At 73.4% G+C, this 16,747-nt stretch carries 16 protein-coding genes and 1 pseudogene; 12 read left to right on the plus strand and 5 right to left on the minus strand.

What is annotated here, in order from left to right; all coding sequences use genetic code 11:
- From I4I78_RS17550 to I4I78_RS17570, 5 genes are all read left to right on the plus strand, one after another.
- A partial coding sequence (locus I4I78_RS17550; RefSeq protein ID WP_218612423.1) for a phosphate/phosphite/phosphonate ABC transporter substrate-binding protein occupies window positions 1-792 on the plus strand: 792 nt, incomplete at its 5' end.
- Window positions 792-1,526 (plus strand): phosphonate ABC transporter ATP-binding protein, encoded by a 735-nt coding sequence (locus tag I4I78_RS17555; RefSeq protein WP_218612424.1) that lies wholly within the window; start codon window positions 792-794, stop codon window positions 1,524-1,526. The genes I4I78_RS17550 and I4I78_RS17555, both read left to right, overlap by 1 nt.
- Complete coding sequence (gene phnE / locus I4I78_RS17560; RefSeq protein ID WP_218612425.1) at window positions 1,523-2,359, plus strand: phosphonate ABC transporter, permease protein PhnE; 837 nt, start codon at window positions 1,523-1,525, stop codon at window positions 2,357-2,359. Before I4I78_RS17555 ends, phnE begins: the two co-directional genes overlap by 4 nt.
- A 51-nt stretch (window positions 2,360-2,410) precedes the next feature.
- Window positions 2,411-3,073: a phosphonatase-like hydrolase gene (locus tag I4I78_RS17565; protein WP_218612426.1), complete on the plus strand. Its 663-nt coding sequence runs from the start codon at window positions 2,411-2,413 to the stop codon at window positions 3,071-3,073.
- 20 nt (window positions 3,074-3,093) lie between these two features.
- On the plus strand, window positions 3,094-3,516 hold the full coding sequence (locus I4I78_RS17570; protein ID WP_218612427.1) for a PPOX class F420-dependent oxidoreductase: 423 nt from the start codon (window positions 3,094-3,096) through the stop codon (window positions 3,514-3,516).
- A 378-nt stretch (window positions 3,517-3,894) separates the two neighbouring features.
- Here I4I78_RS17570 and I4I78_RS17575 read toward each other — a convergent pair.
- Window positions 3,895-5,367, minus strand: a pseudogene (locus tag I4I78_RS17575) (MFS transporter); the annotation flags it as partial.
- Between the two features lie 236 nt (window positions 5,368-5,603).
- Window positions 5,604-5,939: a hypothetical protein gene (locus I4I78_RS17580; protein WP_218612428.1), complete on the minus strand. Its 336-nt coding sequence runs from the start codon at window positions 5,937-5,939 to the stop codon at window positions 5,604-5,606.
- Window positions 5,940-6,332: 393 nt separating this feature from the next.
- On the opposite strand from I4I78_RS17580, the gene I4I78_RS17585 reads away from it, so the two are divergent.
- Both I4I78_RS17585 and I4I78_RS17590 read left to right on the plus strand, forming a co-directional pair.
- Window positions 6,333-6,734 carry a hypothetical protein gene (locus I4I78_RS17585; RefSeq protein WP_218612429.1) on the plus strand — a complete coding sequence of 134 codons (402 nt, stop codon included), beginning with the start codon at window positions 6,333-6,335 and terminating at the stop codon, window positions 6,732-6,734.
- A 73-nt stretch (window positions 6,735-6,807) separates the two neighbouring features.
- A complete protein-coding gene (locus I4I78_RS17590; protein WP_226379897.1) occupies window positions 6,808-7,158 on the plus strand; it encodes a VOC family protein in 351 nt (116 codons plus the stop codon).
- A gap of 15 nt (window positions 7,159-7,173) precedes the next feature.
- Here I4I78_RS17590 and ppk2 read toward each other — a convergent pair whose 3' ends face one another.
- Complete coding sequence (ppk2, locus tag I4I78_RS17595) at window positions 7,174-8,169, minus strand: polyphosphate kinase 2 (protein WP_218612430.1); 996 nt, start codon at window positions 8,167-8,169, stop codon at window positions 7,174-7,176.
- 172 nt (window positions 8,170-8,341) lie between these two features.
- Here ppk2 and I4I78_RS17600 point away from each other — a divergent pair, with 172 nt between their 5' ends.
- From I4I78_RS17600 to I4I78_RS17620, 5 genes are all read left to right on the plus strand, one after another.
- Window positions 8,342-9,085, plus strand: a complete 744-nt coding sequence (locus tag I4I78_RS17600; protein WP_218612431.1) for a MerR family transcriptional regulator — start codon at window positions 8,342-8,344, stop codon at window positions 9,083-9,085.
- Window positions 9,086-9,210: 125 nt separating this feature from the next.
- Window positions 9,211-10,833, plus strand: a complete 1,623-nt coding sequence (locus I4I78_RS17605) for an FAD-dependent oxidoreductase (protein WP_218612432.1) — start codon at window positions 9,211-9,213, stop codon at window positions 10,831-10,833.
- Window positions 10,834-10,886: 53 nt separating this feature from the next.
- Window positions 10,887-13,052, plus strand: coding sequence for a hydantoinase/oxoprolinase family protein (locus I4I78_RS17610; protein WP_308252191.1), 2,166 nt, complete (start codon window positions 10,887-10,889; stop codon window positions 13,050-13,052).
- The gene (locus tag I4I78_RS17615) at window positions 13,049-13,678 is read left to right on the plus strand and encodes a hypothetical protein (RefSeq protein WP_218612433.1); all 630 of its coding nucleotides are present in this window, start codon (window positions 13,049-13,051) and stop codon (window positions 13,676-13,678) included. The genes I4I78_RS17610 and I4I78_RS17615 overlap by 4 nt, the downstream gene beginning before the upstream one ends.
- Entirely contained in the window at window positions 13,666-14,994 is a 1,329-nt protein-coding gene (locus I4I78_RS17620) for a transporter (RefSeq protein ID WP_218612434.1), read from the plus strand. Before I4I78_RS17615 ends, I4I78_RS17620 begins: the two co-directional genes overlap by 13 nt.
- Here the strand turns inward: I4I78_RS17620 and I4I78_RS17625 are convergent.
- Both I4I78_RS17625 and I4I78_RS17630 read right to left on the minus strand, forming a co-directional pair.
- A complete protein-coding gene (locus tag I4I78_RS17625; protein ID WP_218612435.1) occupies window positions 14,985-16,049 on the minus strand; it encodes a LacI family DNA-binding transcriptional regulator in 1,065 nt (354 codons plus the stop codon). The genes I4I78_RS17620 and I4I78_RS17625 overlap by 10 nt on opposite strands.
- A 79-nt stretch (window positions 16,050-16,128) precedes the next feature.
- A partial coding sequence (locus tag I4I78_RS17630; RefSeq protein WP_218612436.1) for a zinc-binding dehydrogenase occupies window positions 16,129-16,747 on the minus strand: 619 nt, incomplete at its 5' end.

Here is a 16,747-nt window from a genome sequence, read left to right on the forward strand (position 1 = left end):
ATCCGGTTCGGTGTCGAGCCCTTCGAGGACCCCGCCCGGCTCACCCCGGCCGCCCAGGTCCTCGCCGACTCGCTGTCGCAGTCGCTGAACTGCCCGGTCCAGATGACCGTCACCGACGACTACTCGGCCGAGGTCCTGGCCATGCAGAACGGCCGGCTCGACATCGGGATCTTCGGCCCGCTCGGCTACGTGTTCGCCAGCCAGCGTGCGCAGGCCGAGCCGCTCGCGTCGTTCGGTGACGCCGCGGGGAAGCTCTCCACCTACACCGCCGGGATCTGGGTGCCCGCCGGGTCCGACATCACCTCGATCGCCGCGCTGCGCGGCCGGTCGCTGGCCCTGGGCTCGGTCGGGTCCACCTCCGGCGACGCCCTGCCGCGGCAGGCGCTGGCCGAGAACAAGATCGCCGAGAAGGACGTCCGGATCGACTACGCCGGCGGTCACCCGGAGGCGCTGCTCGCCCTCACCAACGGCGCGGTGGACGCCGCGGAGATCAACTCCCAGCAGCTGGCCAGCGCGACCGAGGCCGGCACGTTCGACCCGTCGAAGTTCCGGAAGGTGTGGACCTCGGACCCGATCCCGAACGACCCGATCACCGTGCGCGGCGACATGGACCCGGCGTTCAAGACCGCCCTGCGGGACGCGCTGCTGAACCTGCCGCCGCAGTCCGTCGCCGAGATCGGCGCGCTGCTCGACGTCTCCCCGCCCGGGCCCCTGGTGCCGGTCGACCGCTCCACCTACCAGCCGCTGTTCGACCTGGCCGCGACGCTGGGCCTGACCGAGGAGGACGTCTGATGCTGGCGCTGTCCGGGATCACCGTGCGGTTCGGCGACCGGCAGGTCCTCTCCGGCGTCGACGTGACGGTCGCCGAGGGCGAGCTGCTCGCCGTGCTCGGGGCCAACGGCTCCGGCAAGTCCACCCTGCTGCGCGCCGCCGCCGGCCTGGTCCAGGTCCACGGAGGCGGCGTCACCGTCGACGGGCGCCCGCGCGGCCCGCTCGACGTCGCGCTGGTCTTCCAGCAGATCCATCTCGTACGCCGCCGCAGCGTGCTCGACAACGTCTGCTCCGGCGCGCTGGGCCGGCTGCCGCTGCGCTCGTCGCTGGTCCCGGCGCTGTTCCCGCGGGTCGTGCGCGAGGAGGCGATGGCCTGCCTGGACCGGGTCGGGCTCGCCGACCGCGCCCACGACCGGGCCGGGAGCCTGTCCGGCGGGCAGCAGCAGCGCGTCGCCGTCGCCCGCGCGCTGTGCCAGCGCTCGCGGATCGTGCTCGCCGACGAGCCGGTGTCGGCGCTCGACCCGTCCGCGGCCGAGCAGGTGCTCGCGCTGCTGGCCGAGCTCGCGCACGACGAACGTCTGGCCGTGCTCGCCGTGCTGCACCAGCCCGACCTCGCCCGCCGCCACGCCGACCGGATCGTCGGCCTGGCCGACGGCCGGGTCGTGCTCGACGGCGCGCCCGCCACGCTCGGTACCGGGGCCGTCGACGCCCTCTACCCCGCTTCGTCGGTGCCCGAGCTGGAGGCCGTGTCGTGAGCACCCCGACCGTGACCGGCGGGGTCCGCCGCCTGCCGGTACCGGCCCGGCCCGCCCATCCGCGGCGCCGGGTCGTCGGCGGGATCGTCACCGCCGTCGTCGTCGCCGCGCACGTCGTCGCCTGGACCTCCACCGAGGTGTCGTTCGGCGCGCTCGTCGAGGGCTGGGAGGGGATGGCCGACTTCCTGTCCGAGGCGATCCCGCCCGACCTGTCGTGGGAGGTTCTCGGCCCGAGCCTCGACGGCGCGCTGGTGACGCTGTGGATCGGCCTGCTCGGCACCACCCTGTCGGTGCCGTTGTCGCTGGTCCTGGCGTTGCTCGCGGCGCGGGGCACCGCCCCGTCCGGCTGGGTCTACCAGGGTGCGCGCTCGCTGCTGTCGTTCCTGCGCGCCGTGCCGGACGTGGTGTTCGCGCTGATCTTCGTGACGGCCGTCGGCCTCGGCCCGTTCCCCGGCGTGCTGGCGATCGTCTGCCACAACGTCGGCGTGATGGGCAAGCTCTGGGCCGAGGCGCTCGAGGACGCCGACCCGGGCCCGCCGCAGGCCCTGCGCTCGGCCGGGGCCGGGCGGATCCAGGTCGCCGCGCACGCCCTGCTGCCCACCGTCACCCCGCAGTTCGTGGGACTGCTGCTCTACCGCTTCGACGTCAACGTCCGGTCCTCTCTCGTGCTCGGCCTGGTCGGCGCGGGCGGGATCGGGTTCCTGATCAACCAGTCCATCCAGCTGTTCCAGTTCGACGAGATGCTCACCCACATCCTCGTGGTGCTCGTGCTGATCGTCGCCGTGGACCAGCTCTCGGCGCTGGTCCGCCGCAGGCTCGCCCCGACCACCTGACCACCGCTGCGACACACCACCCCCGAGACACGCCCCGCGAAGGAGCATCCCGTGACCATCTCCCTGGCCGCGTTCGACATCGCCGGCACCACCGTGGACGAGGGCGGGGCGGTGTACCGCGTCCTCGCCGACGTCGTCGCCGACCACGGCACCGCCGCCCCCGACGCCGACATCCGGCGCTGGATGGGCGCCGACAAGCGGGAGGCCCTCGCCGCGCTCACCGGCGACGCCGGCGCCGTCGACGAGCTGCACGCCGCGTTCGTGAAGCGGCTGCACGCGGCCTACGCCGAGGTGCCGCCCGCACCCTTGCCCGGCGTTCCGGAGGCCCTCGCGGCGCTTCGCGGCTCCGGCGTGCGGGTCGTGCTCACCACCGGATTCGACCGCCAGGTCACCGACCCGCTGCTCGCCGCGCTGGGCTGGACCGTCGGGGAGACCCTCGACGGCGTGGTCTGCGCCGAGGAGGTCGCCGCAGGTCGCCCGAAGCCGTTCATGATCCAGGAGGCGATGCGCGTCACGGGGGTCGGCGACCCCGCCGAAGTGCTCGTCGCGGGCGACACCGTGCTCGACGTCCGCGCCGGTCGCGCGGCCGGCGCGGGCCTGGTCGTCGGTGTCCTCACCGGCGCCCAGACCCGCGAGGAGCTGGCCGCCGAGCACCCCACGCACGTCCTCGACGGCGTCGCCGACGTCCCCGGTCTGCTCAGCAGCCTGCGGTAGCGGCCGTTAGCGTCGCGGACGTGTCGAAACCGCCGCTTCCCGACGACTCCGTCGCCATGCTCCGCAAGCCCAACCCCTCGGTGATCACCACGCTGCGACGCGACGGCCAGCCCGTCTCCGTCGCGACCTGGTACCTCTGGGAGGACGACGGCCGCGTCCTGATCAACATGGACGCCGGCCGCGTCCGCGTGAAGCACGTCCGCAACGACCCCCGGGTCACGCTGTCCGTCCTCGACTCCGAGGACTGGTACACCCACATCAGCCTCATCGGCCGCGTCGTGGACCTGCGCGACGACGAGGGGCTCACCGACATCGACCGCCTGGCCGGGCACTACCTCGGTAAGCCGTACCCGGACCGCGAGCGCGCCCGGGTCAGCGGATGGATCGAGGTCGACCGCTGGCACGGCTGGGGAACGCACAAGGACAACGACCAGCCCGGCTGACCGGACCCGTTCTCAGCGCACCAGGTCGGCGTCGCCGTGCTCCCCGGGCCGCGGCCGCCCGGCGTCGGTCCGCGAGGGCAGGCCCCCGGGGCCGTGATCGGGGCCGTGATCGAGGTCGAGGTCGAGGTGGTCGGCGCCGTCGCCGAGGAACCGGGCGTGCGCGGCGCCGGACGACTGCACGACCAGCAGCCGGGACCGGCCCGGCCCCGAGCGCTCGACGGCGAAGCGTCCCCCCTCGCCCGACCGGGCCCTCCCGAGCTCGTGGCCGTCGGTGGCGACCACGGTCAGCACCGCGGTCGCCACCGGGACGCCCGCGCGGTGCACGGTGCCGGTGACCAGCGGGCGGGCGCGCGGTGCGGGAGACCCCGCGTCACCCGCCCCGCCGGCGGGGGCCGGATGCGCCCTCGCCGGCTGCGGCACCGCGGCGGCCGTGGTTTCCTCCGGCGTCTTGCGGGGCGGGATGAACGCGGTGATCGCCAGAGCCACCAGGGCGGTCAGCCCGCCGAGGCCCATCACCAGGATGAACGCGCCCTCCGAGGGCACCGTCATCCCGGCCACCGAGGTGGTCAGCGCAGCGAGCAGCACCCCGGCGACCGCACTGGCCGTCGAGGTCCCGATCGCGCGGGCCAGGTTGTTCAGGCTGTTCGCCGCGGCGGTCTGGGTGACCGGCACGGCGGCCATCACCAGCGACGGCATCGCGCCGTAGGCCAGGCCGACACCGGAGCTGACCACGATCGAGCAGGCGACGAGATGCCAGACCTCGGAGTGGAACAGCACCCCGAGCCCGTACCCGACCGCGACCACGACGGCGCCGAGCATCAGCGTCGTCCGCGGGCCCGACGCGTTGGTGATCCTCGCCGAGACCGGCGACATCGCCATCATGCACAGCCCGCCCGGCGCCAGCACCAGGCCCGCCACCAGGATCGACTGCCCCAGCCCGTACCCGGTCGAGGCCGGCAGCTGCAGCAGCTGCGGGAACACCAGCGACATCGCGAACATCGAGAACCCGAACACCGCCGAGGCCGAGTTCGTCAGCAGCACCTGACGGCGGCGGCTCACCCGCAGGTCCACCAGCGGCTGCGGGGTCCGCAGCTCCCACGCGCCCCAGGCGCCTAGCGCGACGACCCCGACCACGAGCAGGGTGAGCGTGAGCGGGTCGCCCCAGCCCCACGAGTTGCCCTTCGACACCACCAGCAGCACGCAGACCAGCGCCGCCGACAGCAGCACGGCGCCGAGCCCGTCGAAGCGGCCGCCGGCACGCTGCGGGGACTCCGGGACCAGCAGCACGACCAGCGCGAGCACGACCACACCGAGGCCGGCCGATGCCCAGAACAGGAGGTGCCAGTCCAGGCTCTGCGCGATCAACGCGGACAGCGGCAGCCCCAGGGCGCCACCGACACCGAGCGAGGCGCTCATCGACGCGGTGGCCGAGCCGAGGCGTTCGGCCGGGAGCGAGTCCCGCATCAGGCTGATGCCCAGCGGGATCACCCCGGTCGCGAGCCCCTGGATCGCCCGCCCGACGACCAGCGGGACCAGGGACGTGCTCAACGCCCCGACCACCGAGCCGACGACGAGCATGGCCAGGCAGATCAGCAGCATGCGGCGCTTGCCGAACATGTCGGCCAGCCGCCCCACCATCGGGGTCGCCACGGCCCCGGCCAGCAACGTGGCGGTGACGATCCAGGTCGTGTCCGCGGCCGAGGCGTCGAGCAGCGACGGGAACTGCGGGATCAGCGGGATCACGCTGGTCTGCTGCAACGCCACGACGATGCCGCCGAAGGCCAGCACCCCCACCAGGGCCCGGCTGCGCGGGCCGTCGACCACGGGCGCCTCGGACACGGCTGACGACATGCTCACTCTCCGGTGATCCTCGACCGGAGCCGTCCGCCCGCACGCCCGGCCGGACGTCGGGATCGAGACCCACTCCTCGTGTCCGGCCGGCGCGAGGAGATCGTTGTCTCGTCACGCCATTATGGCACGTCGTGCCACGATCGACGGGGTGCGCGACCCTGCTCACCGGGGCACACACGAAAATACCCCGGGACCGCGCGGGCCCCGGGGTATCTCGTGGATCTGATCAGAACAGATCAGTTACCGGCGGAGTCGCCCGCGCCGGCGGTCTGGCCGCAGTTGTCCGACTGGTCGGTGGCCGAGTCGCCGCTCTCCGACTCGCCGTTCACGGCGCCGGTGAGCCCGTTGCCCGCAGCACCGTCCTCGACCGGAACCTGGACGCCCAGCACGTTGACCGGAACGTTGTTGTTGCAGGCCTGGACCGGCACCTGGGCGTTGTTGCCGTTCAGCCCGGAGACGATGCCCTTCGAGTCCTTGTCGATGCCGTTGCCGCTGTCGGCGAACGCGAGGGGGCTCAGGGCGAGCAGGGACGCAGCGGAGGCCGCCACGACGATTCCAGCCTTCTTCAGCACAGTTCTTCTCCTGATGAGTTGCGAGTCCGCCGCAGCCGAGCTCGTACCTGCCGGCACGCTGACAAAAACGGGGGGAGCCCGTACCGGCTGCAAGCAATATATCCAGCCGTGAACAGCCGGATCAAACTCACGACACCATCGGTGGACGAAATTACTTTCCGTTCGGATATTCGCTGGATCGGGGGAAAATCGGCTCCCGATGTACTGCGGGTAACGCACGAGTGCGCGACCGTCGGTCATCGATGTGACCCCTTCGGGGTCCCCCGTCGTCACGACGCCGGCGCGGACCCCGCCGGCCCGGGTCTCGCGGCCCCTCCGGCGTCCGGCGGGGAAATCCCGATGACCGACGGCTCCCGATCTGTCAGGCTTCCCCTGACACGAGAGGTGGTCATCATGAACAGTCTGATCGAGCAGGTGGCGGCGTCGGACGTGACGGGCCATGCGGCCGCGGTGCGCACCGCCGCGGTCCTGGACGTACAGGCACGGGCGCACCGGCTGGTGGCCGCTCTGGACCCCGCGACCGACGGCCCGGGCCGCGCGGACGGCGGCGACCCCGAGCGGGCGTGGGGCCTGGCGTGCCTGCGGATCGCACTCGCCGCCGGCATGGACGGCGTCGAGGACGTGGTCATGCTGCGGCGGTCGGGGGCGACGTGGGCACAGATCGGCGCCGTTGCCGGGATCACCCGGCAGTCGGCCCACGAACGCTGGAACGCCCGGGTGCTGGAGGTTCTCGACCGCTACGGCCTCGGCGAGCTGGGCGGCCGCGTGGCCGACGACGACCCCCGCAGCACCTGAGCCGGGGGCAGCGGGAGGAGGGCGACCGATGAGTCCGCGCCCCGGACCCGGTCCACCCTCGGGAGGAGGAGAGATGGACATGGATCTGTTCGCCGGTGTCGCGGTCAGCGACCTCCCGCGCGCCGTGGCCTGGTTCGACGCGTTCCTCGGTGAGGTCGAGTCGTTCGAGCCGAACGACACCGAGCGCGTCTGGACGGTGGCCGAGCACCGGCACCTCTACGTCGACCTGGCGCCCGAGCACGCCGGGCACGCCAAGGTCACGCTGTTCGTCGGCGATTTCGACGGGTTCGTCGGCGCGGCGGCCCGGCGCGGCATCGAGCCGGACACGCGGGAGACCTACGGCAACGGCGTCCGCAAGGCCCTCTACCGCGACCCGGACGGCAACGAGATCGGCGTCGGCGGGGCACCGGCGGGCGCCCCCTGAGCCGACCGACCGGGTCTACCCCGCCGCGGGCCGTCGTTCGCTGGGCTCGTAGACCTGGCTCTGCGGCCCGACCAGGAGCGGGTCGGGCCTGCCGACCACGTCGACGTCCTTCGTCGGGTAGTCCAGGGTGGACAGGACCCAGCGCATCGCGGCGATCCTGCCGCGCTTCTTGTCGTTGCTCTTGACCACCGTCCACGGCGCCGCGGCGGTGTCGGTGCCGGCGAACATCGCCTCCTTGGCGGCCGTGTAGTCGTCCCAGCGGTCCAGCGCGGCGAGGTCGACGGGGCTGAGCTTCCACTGCCGGAGCGGGTCGATCACCCGGATCGTGAACCGGGTGCGCTGCTCCGGACGCGACACCGAGAACCAGAGCTTGACCAGGTGGATCCCGTTGTCCACCAGTGCACTTTCCAGCGACGGGGTCTGGGCCATGAACTCGGCGTACTCCGCGTCGGTACAGAAGCCCATCACGCGCTCGACGACCGCGCGGTTGTACCAGGAGCGGTCGAACAGCACGATCTCACCGGCGGAGGGCAGCTCGGAGAAGTAGCGCTGGAAGTACCACTGCGTGCGCTCCCGCTCGTCGGGCTTGTCCAGGGCGACCACCCGGGCCCCGCGCGGGTTCAGGTGCTCGGTGAAGCGCTTGATGGTGCCGCCCTTGCCGGCCGCGTCCCGGCCCTCGAAGAGCACGACGACGCGCTGGCCGCTGTCCTTGACCCAGGACTGCATCTTGAGCAGCTCGATCTGCAGGGCCCGCTTGACCGTCTCGTACTCCTCGCGCGGCATCCGCTCGGAGTACGGGTAGTCCTCACGCCACGTACCGACCTCCCGGCCGTCGCGGCCCACGAGCAGACCCTCGTCGTCGTCGACCTCGACCACGGACCAGCCGTGCAGGTCGTCGAGCAGGTCGGCCGAGCGCAACGCCTCGCGCAGCTCGTCCCGGGTCCGCTCGGAGTGTCCCGCGCCGTGCGGCGTCCGACGGAACGCGTTCACGGCCTCCTCGACCGACGTCATGACCCCTCCTGGACCGGACCTGGCGCGACGACACATCCTGTCACGGCCGCGGGGTCACCGGGGATCCGTCGTCGGGGGTGCTGGCACGCGACGGTGCCGGCACGGCATGGTCTTGACTGTGAGCCGGTGCGCCCGCGCCGGAGCACCGCTGACGAGAGGGAGATGACGGGTCGTGGCGTGGAGTACGCGTGAGATCGCCGAGCTCACCGGCACGAGCCTGCGAGCGGTACGGCACTACCACGAGGTCGGGCTGCTCACCGAGCCGCAGCGACGGGCCAACGGCTACAAGCAGTACGGCGTCGCCCACCTGGTCCGGGTGCTGCGCATCAAACGCCTCACCGACCTCGGGTTCTCGCTGTCCCAGATCGCCGGGATGGGCGACTCCGACGACCACCCCGAGGAGGCCCTGCGCGCCCTCGACGGCGAGCTCGCCGAGACCATCGAACGCCTGCAGCGGGCCCGCGCCGAGCTCGGCGTCATCCTCGACCATGCCGCGCCGACCGACATGCCCCCCGAGCTCGGTCCGGTCGCCGCCGGGGCCGAGCTGTCCGAGGCCGACCGCTCGTTCGTCGTCGTGATGACCCGCGTCCTCGGGCCCCAGGGCGTGCAGGCCTGGTCGGACATGCTGGGCGACCTCCCAACCGACCCCTCCGGGTCCGAGTTCGACAACCTGCCCGCCGACGCCGACGAGCAGACCCGGCAGGCGATGGCCGAGATCCTGGTGCCCTACGTCCGTGCCATCCGCGCCGCCCACCCGGGTCTGGCCACCCTGGGCCCGGAGGCCCCGCACAGCCCGCAGTTCGCCCAGCAGACGGTCACCCGGGCCATGCAGGACCTCTACAACCGCGCCCAGCTCGACGTCCTCGTGCGCGTCGAGACCCTGCTCGCCTCGTCACCGCCGCCCGACGCGACCTGACCCGGGCGCGGCTCGCGCCCCGCTCCGCCCTCCCGCCCACGCGGTCGGAGAACCGGCTCTTGTGCGGCACGTCCCACGTGTGGCACCTTCTGCTAATTCGCATTAGCACTGCAGACGGAGACGAGATGCCGGATCGATCCGACGTGTACGAGACCGACGTGGCGATCGTCGGCGGCGGGCTGGGTGGCGTGGCGGCGGCGCTGGCCGTCTGCCGGTCGGGGCGCCGCGCCGTGCTGACCGAGGAGACCGACTGGCTCGGTGGGCAGCTCACCTCCCAGGCGGTGCCCCCGGACGAGCACCCCTGGATCGAGCAGTTCGGGGCGACCGCCGCCTACCGCGAGCTGCGCGAGGGCATCCGCGCCTACTACCGGCGGGCGTATCCGCTGCGCCCGGAGGCCGCGGCCTCCCCCACCCTGAACCCCGGCGCCGGCCGGGTCAGCAAGCTCTGCCACGAGCCACGGGTGGCCGTGGCGGTCATCGAGGAGATGCTCGCCCCGCTGCGCAGCGCCGGGCTGCTGACCGTCCTCACCGAGCACCGTCCGGTCGCCGTGACGATGTCCGGCCCGCGCTGCGAGTCGGTGACGGTCCGGGGCCGCGACGGCGACGACGTCGTGCTGCGTGCCCCCTACGTGCTCGACGCGACCGAGACCGGTGAGCTGCTGACGCTGGGCGGCGTCGAGCACGTCACCGGCGCCGAGGCCCGCGCCGAGCACGACGAGCCGCACGCCCCGGACACCGCACAGCCGTGGAACCAGCAGGGCATCACGTTCTGCTTCGCCGTCTCGCACCACGAGGGCGAGGACCACACCGTCGAGCGCCCCGCGACCTACGACTTCTGGCGTTCCTACCGGCCGGGGTTCTGGCCCGGGCCGCTGCTGGGCTACCTCGGCCCCGACCCGCGCACGCTCGAGGCGCACGACCGCAGCTTCGTCCCGAACCCCGACAACGACCCGCTCGACATCGACGCCGACCAGAGCGCCGACGCCGGCGACAAGGAGCTCTGGGGCTTCCGCCGCATCCTGGCCCGGCGGCTGTTCTCGGACGGGGCGTTCGACTCCGACATCTGCCTGGTCAACTGGCCGATGAACGACTACTGGCTCAAGCCGGTGGTCGCCGAGGACCCGGCCACGGCCGCCGAGGCTCTCGACGAGGCCCGGCAGCTGTCGCTGTCGCTGCTGTACTGGCTGCAGACCGAGGCTCCGCGCCCGGACGGCGGCACCGGCTTCCCCGGCCTGAAGCCGCGCGGCGACGTCACCGGCACCCGCGACGGCCTGGCCAAGGCCGCCTACGTGCGGGAGGCACGGCGGATCCGTGCGGTCACGACGGTGACCGAGCACGACGTGTCGGCCGACCTGCTCGCCGGCGCCGGGCCACTGGTGCGCAAGGACTCCGTCGGCGTCGGCAGCTACCGGCTCGACCTGCACCCCTCCACCGGCGGCGACAACTACATCGACGTGCCCAGCGTGCCGTTCGAGATCCCGCTGGGCGCGCTGCTGCCGGTCCGGGTCACCAACCTGCTGCCGGCCGGGAAGAACCTGGGCACCACCCACGTCAGCAACGGCTGCTTCCGCCTGCACCCGGTGGAGTGGAACGTCGGCGAGGTCGCCGGGGCGCTGGCCGTACACGCACTCGCGACCGGCACGACCCCGCACGAGGTCCACGCCGACCAGGCCCGTTTCGACCACTTCGCCCACCGGCTGGACCAGCTCGGCGTCGAACGCCACTGGCCCGTCGTCGGCGCGTACTGACACCCAGCCCTCTCACACAGGCACCCAGCCCCCTCACGAAGGATCACGACGCCGTGACCGACGACCCCGTCATCCCCGCAGGCCGGTCCCCGATCCGGATCGGCATCGACGTCGGTGGCACGTTCACCGACGCCGTCGCCGTCGACGCCCGGACGCTCGGTCTCATCGGGCAGAGGAAGACCCCGACCAGCCACGACCATCCCGACGGCGTCGCGCACGGCATCATCGAGGGGCTGCACCGGCTGCTCGGCGACATCGGCCGGTCGCCCGAGGACGTCGTCTTCCTCGCCCACGGCACGACCCAGGCCACGAACGCGCTGCTGGAGGGCGATGTCGCCCCGGTCGGGCTGATCGGGATCGGGACCGGGATCGCGGCGGTGTTCCTGCGCCGGCTCGCGGCACTGCGCAAGATCGAGCTGACCGCGGGGACGCACCTGCCGCTGGAGTACGGCCACCTGCGCCGCGCCGGCGACACGGCCGCGCTGCACGCGCTCCTCGACGGCTTCGCGGAGCGGGGGATCACCTCGATCGTCGTCACCGAGCCGTTCAGCGTCGACGACACCCTCGGTGAGAACACGGTCGCGGCACTCGCGCGGGACCGCGGGTTCCTGGTCACCGCCACGCACGAGATCACCTCGCTGTACGGGCTGAGCAAGCGGACCCGCACCGCGGTGCTCAACGCGGTGATCCTTCCGCGGATGTTCGCCACCGCCGACCTGGTCCAGGCCAGCATCGAGAAGGCCGGCATCACCGCCCCGCTGATGGTGATGCGCTGTGACGGCGGCGTGATGTCGCTCGAGGAGATGCGGCGCCGTCCGCTGCTCACGGTGCTGTCCGGACCCGCGGCGGGGGTGGCCGGGGCGCTGATGCAGGAGCACCTCGGCGAGGGCGTCTTCCTGGAGACCGGCGGCACCTCGACCGACGTCTCGGTGGTCCGGCGCGGCAAGGTCGCCGTGCGCTACACCAGCTTCGGCGACAGCACGACCTACCTCAACGCCCTCGACGTGCGCACCGTCGGCATCGGCGGCGGGTCGATGGTCCGGATGCACCCGGGCGCCGGCCCGCGGATCACCGCGGTCGGGCCGCGGTCGGCGCACATCGCCGGGTTGCCCTACGCCTGCTTCGCCGCGCCCGCCGACCTGGACGGGGCCACCCTCGTCCCGGTCGCACCGAAACCGGGCGACCCGCCGGACCACCTCACCCTCGACGCGGCAGGCGGCCGGTACGCGATCACCCTCACCTGCGCGGCGAACGCCCTCGGCGTCGTCCCGCCCGACGCCTACGCCCGCGCCGACCAGGTCAGTGCCCGGATGGCTCTGGAGCCCCTGGCCCGCGAGCTGGGGGTCGACGTCGCCGCCGCGGCACGGCGGATCCTCGAGGTGGCCGCCGCCCCGGTCGAGAGGACCATCGCCCGGCTGATCGAGGACTACGGGCTCACCGACGACGCGGTCCGCCTCGTCGGGGGAGGCGGTGGTGCCGCGGCCGTCACCCCGTTCGTCGGCGAGGCCGGCGGCCGGGACTGGTCGATCGCCGCGCACAGCGAGGTCATCAGCCCGATCGGGGTCGCGCTGGCGCTGCTGCGGGAGCAGATCGAGCGGATCATCCCGGGCGTGACCGACGAGCAGATCCTGGGTGTGCGCCGCGAGGCCGAGCAGGCGCTGCTCGAGCAGGGCGCCGCGCCCGGAGCGATCTCGGTCGACGTCACCGTCGACCCGCAGACCAACGCCGTGCGGGCCATCGCCACCGGCGCGACCGAGCTGCGCACCCAGGACCTCACCGACCGTCCCGGACGCGACCGGCTCGATCCGGTCGCCGCCCGCAGCCTCCGTGTGGAGCCGGACCGGCTGGAGGTGCTGGCCGAGACGCCCTACCACGTCGTCTACGGGGCGCCGGTGGACAAACGGCGGTTCCGCAGGTCGCGCCGCCCGGTGCGCGTCGTCGACCGGGACGGAGTGATCCGCTTCGCCTCGCCCGACGCGCACGTGGTCCGCGGCACGGTCGGCAGCGGCAGCGGTCTGGTCGCCGCCGCGGTCACCCGGCTCACCAGCTACGGCGACGGCGGCTCCCGGGCGCCGGCCGTCCAGCTCATCGCCGGGCCGACCGTCGCCGACCTGTCCGGTGTGCTGGACGAGAGCGCGCTGATCTCACTGGCACGCTCCGAGCTGGACGGGAAGAACCGCGACGACGACCTCGTCGCCGTCCTGGAGGTTCGTCGATGACCGTCCTGCCCTCCCCCGCGCTCGCCGACGTCGACGACGTGGCCCTGGGTGCCCGCCTGCTCGCCGGGATCCCCACCAACGAGGCGCGTGGGCCGGAACTGCTGGGGGTCCTCAGCGACCGCGCCCAGCGGTTCGGCCGCTCGCTCGCCGACGCCGACGCCGACGAGCCGGCGGCACACCGGGTCGTGGAGCGCACCGGCGGGCTCGACCGCGACGTCCCGACCCTTGCCCGGTTCTCCCACCGCAGCGGGACGGTCGAACTGTTCACCGACAGCATCGCCTTCTGCGAGGACCTCGTGGACCGGATGGGATGGCGGCCGCTGTTCCCGGCCGGCAGTGTCCGCGCCGCCGCGCTGCTGCACGAGGACGCCCACCACCTGCTGGCCGGCCGGTACGCCCGCGACCTGCGGGTGGCCGTCGGACACCCGGCGCTGCGGCTCGGGCGCCTCGTCCGCTGGGCCCACGTCGCCGGCGCCGAGGAGCTCGCCGCGCACGCCTACGCCGCCCGGCGCCTCGGGCTCGGCCGCTCGCCCCTGCTCGTCACCGCGGCCGCATCGGCCGCCCTCGACCGTCCGGCCGCCGTCGCGACCGCTCCCGCCAAGGAGGCCCGCACGTGGGCATCGTGATCATCGCCATCATGGCGGCGGGCGTCGCCGTGATCCTCAGCGGACGGGTGCCGACCGCCTTCGTCCTGGTGCTGCTCGCCGTGGGCATCGGGTTCGCCGCCGGCGCCCCGCTGACCGGTGAGGACGACAGCATCCTGCAGACCGTCCTGCAGGAGGGGGCGACCAAGCTGGCCGCCACCATGATCGCCATCCTGCTCGGGTCGTGGCTCGGCTCCCTGATGCGCGACACCGCCATCGCCAAGACCCTGGTCCGCAAGACCGTCGAGTTCGCCGGCGACCGGCCGGTCGCCGTCGCGCTGGGGATGCTGCTGATCTCCGCCCTGGTCGGCACCGTGACCGGATCCGCCCCGGCCGCGCTCCTGGCGGGCGTGATCGGCATCCCGGCCATGATCGCGGTCGGCGTGCCGAAGGTGACCGCGGCCGGGACCATCCTGATGGGCATCGGCGTCGGAGTGCCGTTCGAGCTGCCGATCTGGCAGTTCTTCTCCAGCGCCCTGGACCTCACGGTCGACGAGGTCCGCAGCTTCCTGATCACCCTGTTCCCGTTCGCGCTGGTGGCTGCCGTCGCCTTCGTGCTCGTCGAGACGCGCCGGCGCGGGACGGTGCACTCCTGGTCCCTGCGGATGCCCGCCGGCATGCCCGGCGGGGCGGACAGTGGGGCGGACGGTGGGGCGGACGGCCCGCCGCGGTCGCGCCGCGAGCGCCTCGGGGACGCACCCTGGTACGCGCTGTTCACCCCGCTCGTCCCGATCGTGCTGGCGCTGGGCCTGAGCGTGCCGATCATCCCGTCACTGCTGGCCGGGGTGCTGTACGCGGTGGTCACCACCACCCGGCCCCGGGACATGGGCACCACGATGTTGCGCTCGCTCTACGACGGCTTCACCGTGGCCGCACCCCCGATCACCCTGTTCGTCGCGATCGGCATGTTGCTGGCCGCGGTCGGGCTGCCCGGTGCGGTCGACGCGCTGACCCCGGTCGTCGAGACACTGGCACCGGGCAGTCCCTGGCTCTACGTGCTGGTGTTCTCGGTCCTCGTCCCGCTGTGCCTGTTCCGCGGGCCGCTGAACATCTACGGTCTCGGCGCCGGGATCGCCGGTGCCCTGATCGCCGTCGGCACGTACCCCGCGATGGCGGTGCTCGGCCTGATGGCCTCCTACAACCAGGTATTCGGTGTGTCCGACCCGACCAGCACCCAGACGGTGTGGGCGGCGCAGTACTCCGGGGTCAGCCCGCAGCAGGTGATGATCCGGACGCTGCCCTACGTGTGGGTGATCGCGATCGGCGGCATCGCGACGTCGGCGGTGCTCTACCTCTGAGTGGCCCGGCGGGCGGGCGCGGTCAGCGTCCGCCCGTCGACGACCACGCAGTCCAGCAGCGTGCGGCGGTCCGCGACCGGCAGGTCGTCGTGCGGGTCGAGGATGCGGCCCAGCAGCCGCAGCGACTCCGCTCCCAGCCGCGTCCGTGGCGGGCTCAACCGGGTCAGGTCCGGCGCCTCCGGTCCCGGCCGGGGCGGGTCGGCCAGCACGACGGCCGACAGGTCTCCCGGGATCGTCAGCCCGGCCGCGCCGGCGGCCGCGCACACCCGGGCGGCCTGTGCCGCCGTCTCCGCCACCACGGCGGTCGTTCCCGCGGCCAGCAGGTTCACGAGCAGGTCGGGAGTGATCTCGTGGTCGTCGGCCTGCACGGTCTCCAGCCGCGACCCGGCGACCCGGCCACAACCCAGCTCCACCCCACGCATCCGGTCCACGATGGACTCTCCGGCCTGCTCCAGGTGCAGGTACGCGATCGAGCGGTGACCGGCGGCGAGCACCCGCTCGGTCAGCGCGGCTGCCCCGGCGACGTAGTCCAGCCCGACGTAGGGGACATCGGCGACGTCGCGCCGGCCGACCGCCACGAACGGGAAGCCCTCGGCGACCAGACGGGCCAGCTCGTCGCCGTCCATCCGGACCCCGAGCAGCAGGCACCCGTCGGCGAGGCGGAGCCGGCTGTTGCCGTGCAGCAGCCGGCGCCGCCCGGCACGGACCGGGGCGCTGGTGAACATCAGCAGGTCGCAGCCGAGCAGCTCGGCCTCCGCCTCGATCCCGGCGAGCAGCGGGGTGTAGAAGTCCTGCGCGGCGGTCGGGAACGCCGGCTCGTAGGTGAACACCCCGACGATCCGGTTGCCGACCCCGGCGAGGCGGCGGGCCGCGGCGTTCGCGGTGTAGCCGGTCTCCGCGATGACCTGCTCGACCCGCTCGCGGGTGCTGTCCGGGATCCGGCTGACGCCGTTGGCCTTGCCGTTGAGGACGAGCGACACCACGGCCTGGCTGACCCCGGCCAGCTCCGCGATCTGGCGCTGCGTCACCTTGCCCGCGCCGGCCCGTCCGCTCACGCACCTCACCTCTCTCCGCCGTGCACCGAGCCTAGAGCCCTGTGGTGCGCTGATGCGCATCAGCGACGCGACCGCCGTGTCAGGGCCTGAGGACGATCCGCCCGAACACGCTGCCGAGATCCATCCGGCGGTGCGCCTCGGCGGCCCGCTCCAGTGGCAGGACCTCCTCGACGACGGCGTGCAGCTCACCGCGCACCGCGGCGTCGAACGCCTCGGCCCGGGCCGCGGCGACCGACGGCGCCGGGACGCTGTCGAGGCTGAACGTGGCGATCGAGCGGGACTGCTGGAACGCGGACAGGAGCCGCATACCGAAGTCCGCGGGCGGCAGACCGGCCACCACACCGACGACGACCATCCGCCCGTTCGGCGCGAGCCGGTCGACGAACGCCGGCACCTGCGCGCCCCCGACGATGTCGATGACGACGTCGAAGGATCCCGGCGCCGCCGGGTCGCCCTCTCCGGCACGGTCGAGCACGTGCGTGGCCCCGAGGTCGCGGAGCCGCCCGCCGCGCTCCGCGGACGAGGTCGTGACCGCGACCGCGCCCGCCCCCGCACGCGCCGCGAGCTCCGTCGTCGCGATACCGATGCTGCCCGCCGCACCGCGCACGAGTACGGACTCGCCGGGGGCGAGGTGCGCGTGGGCGAGCGCGAAGTGCGCGACCGGGGCGGCGCTGCCGAGCGTCACCGCATCGACCGAC

The organism is Pseudonocardia sp. KRD291 (assembly GCF_019263595.1).
Classification (GTDB): Bacteria; Actinomycetota; Actinomycetes; order Mycobacteriales; family Pseudonocardiaceae; genus Pseudonocardia.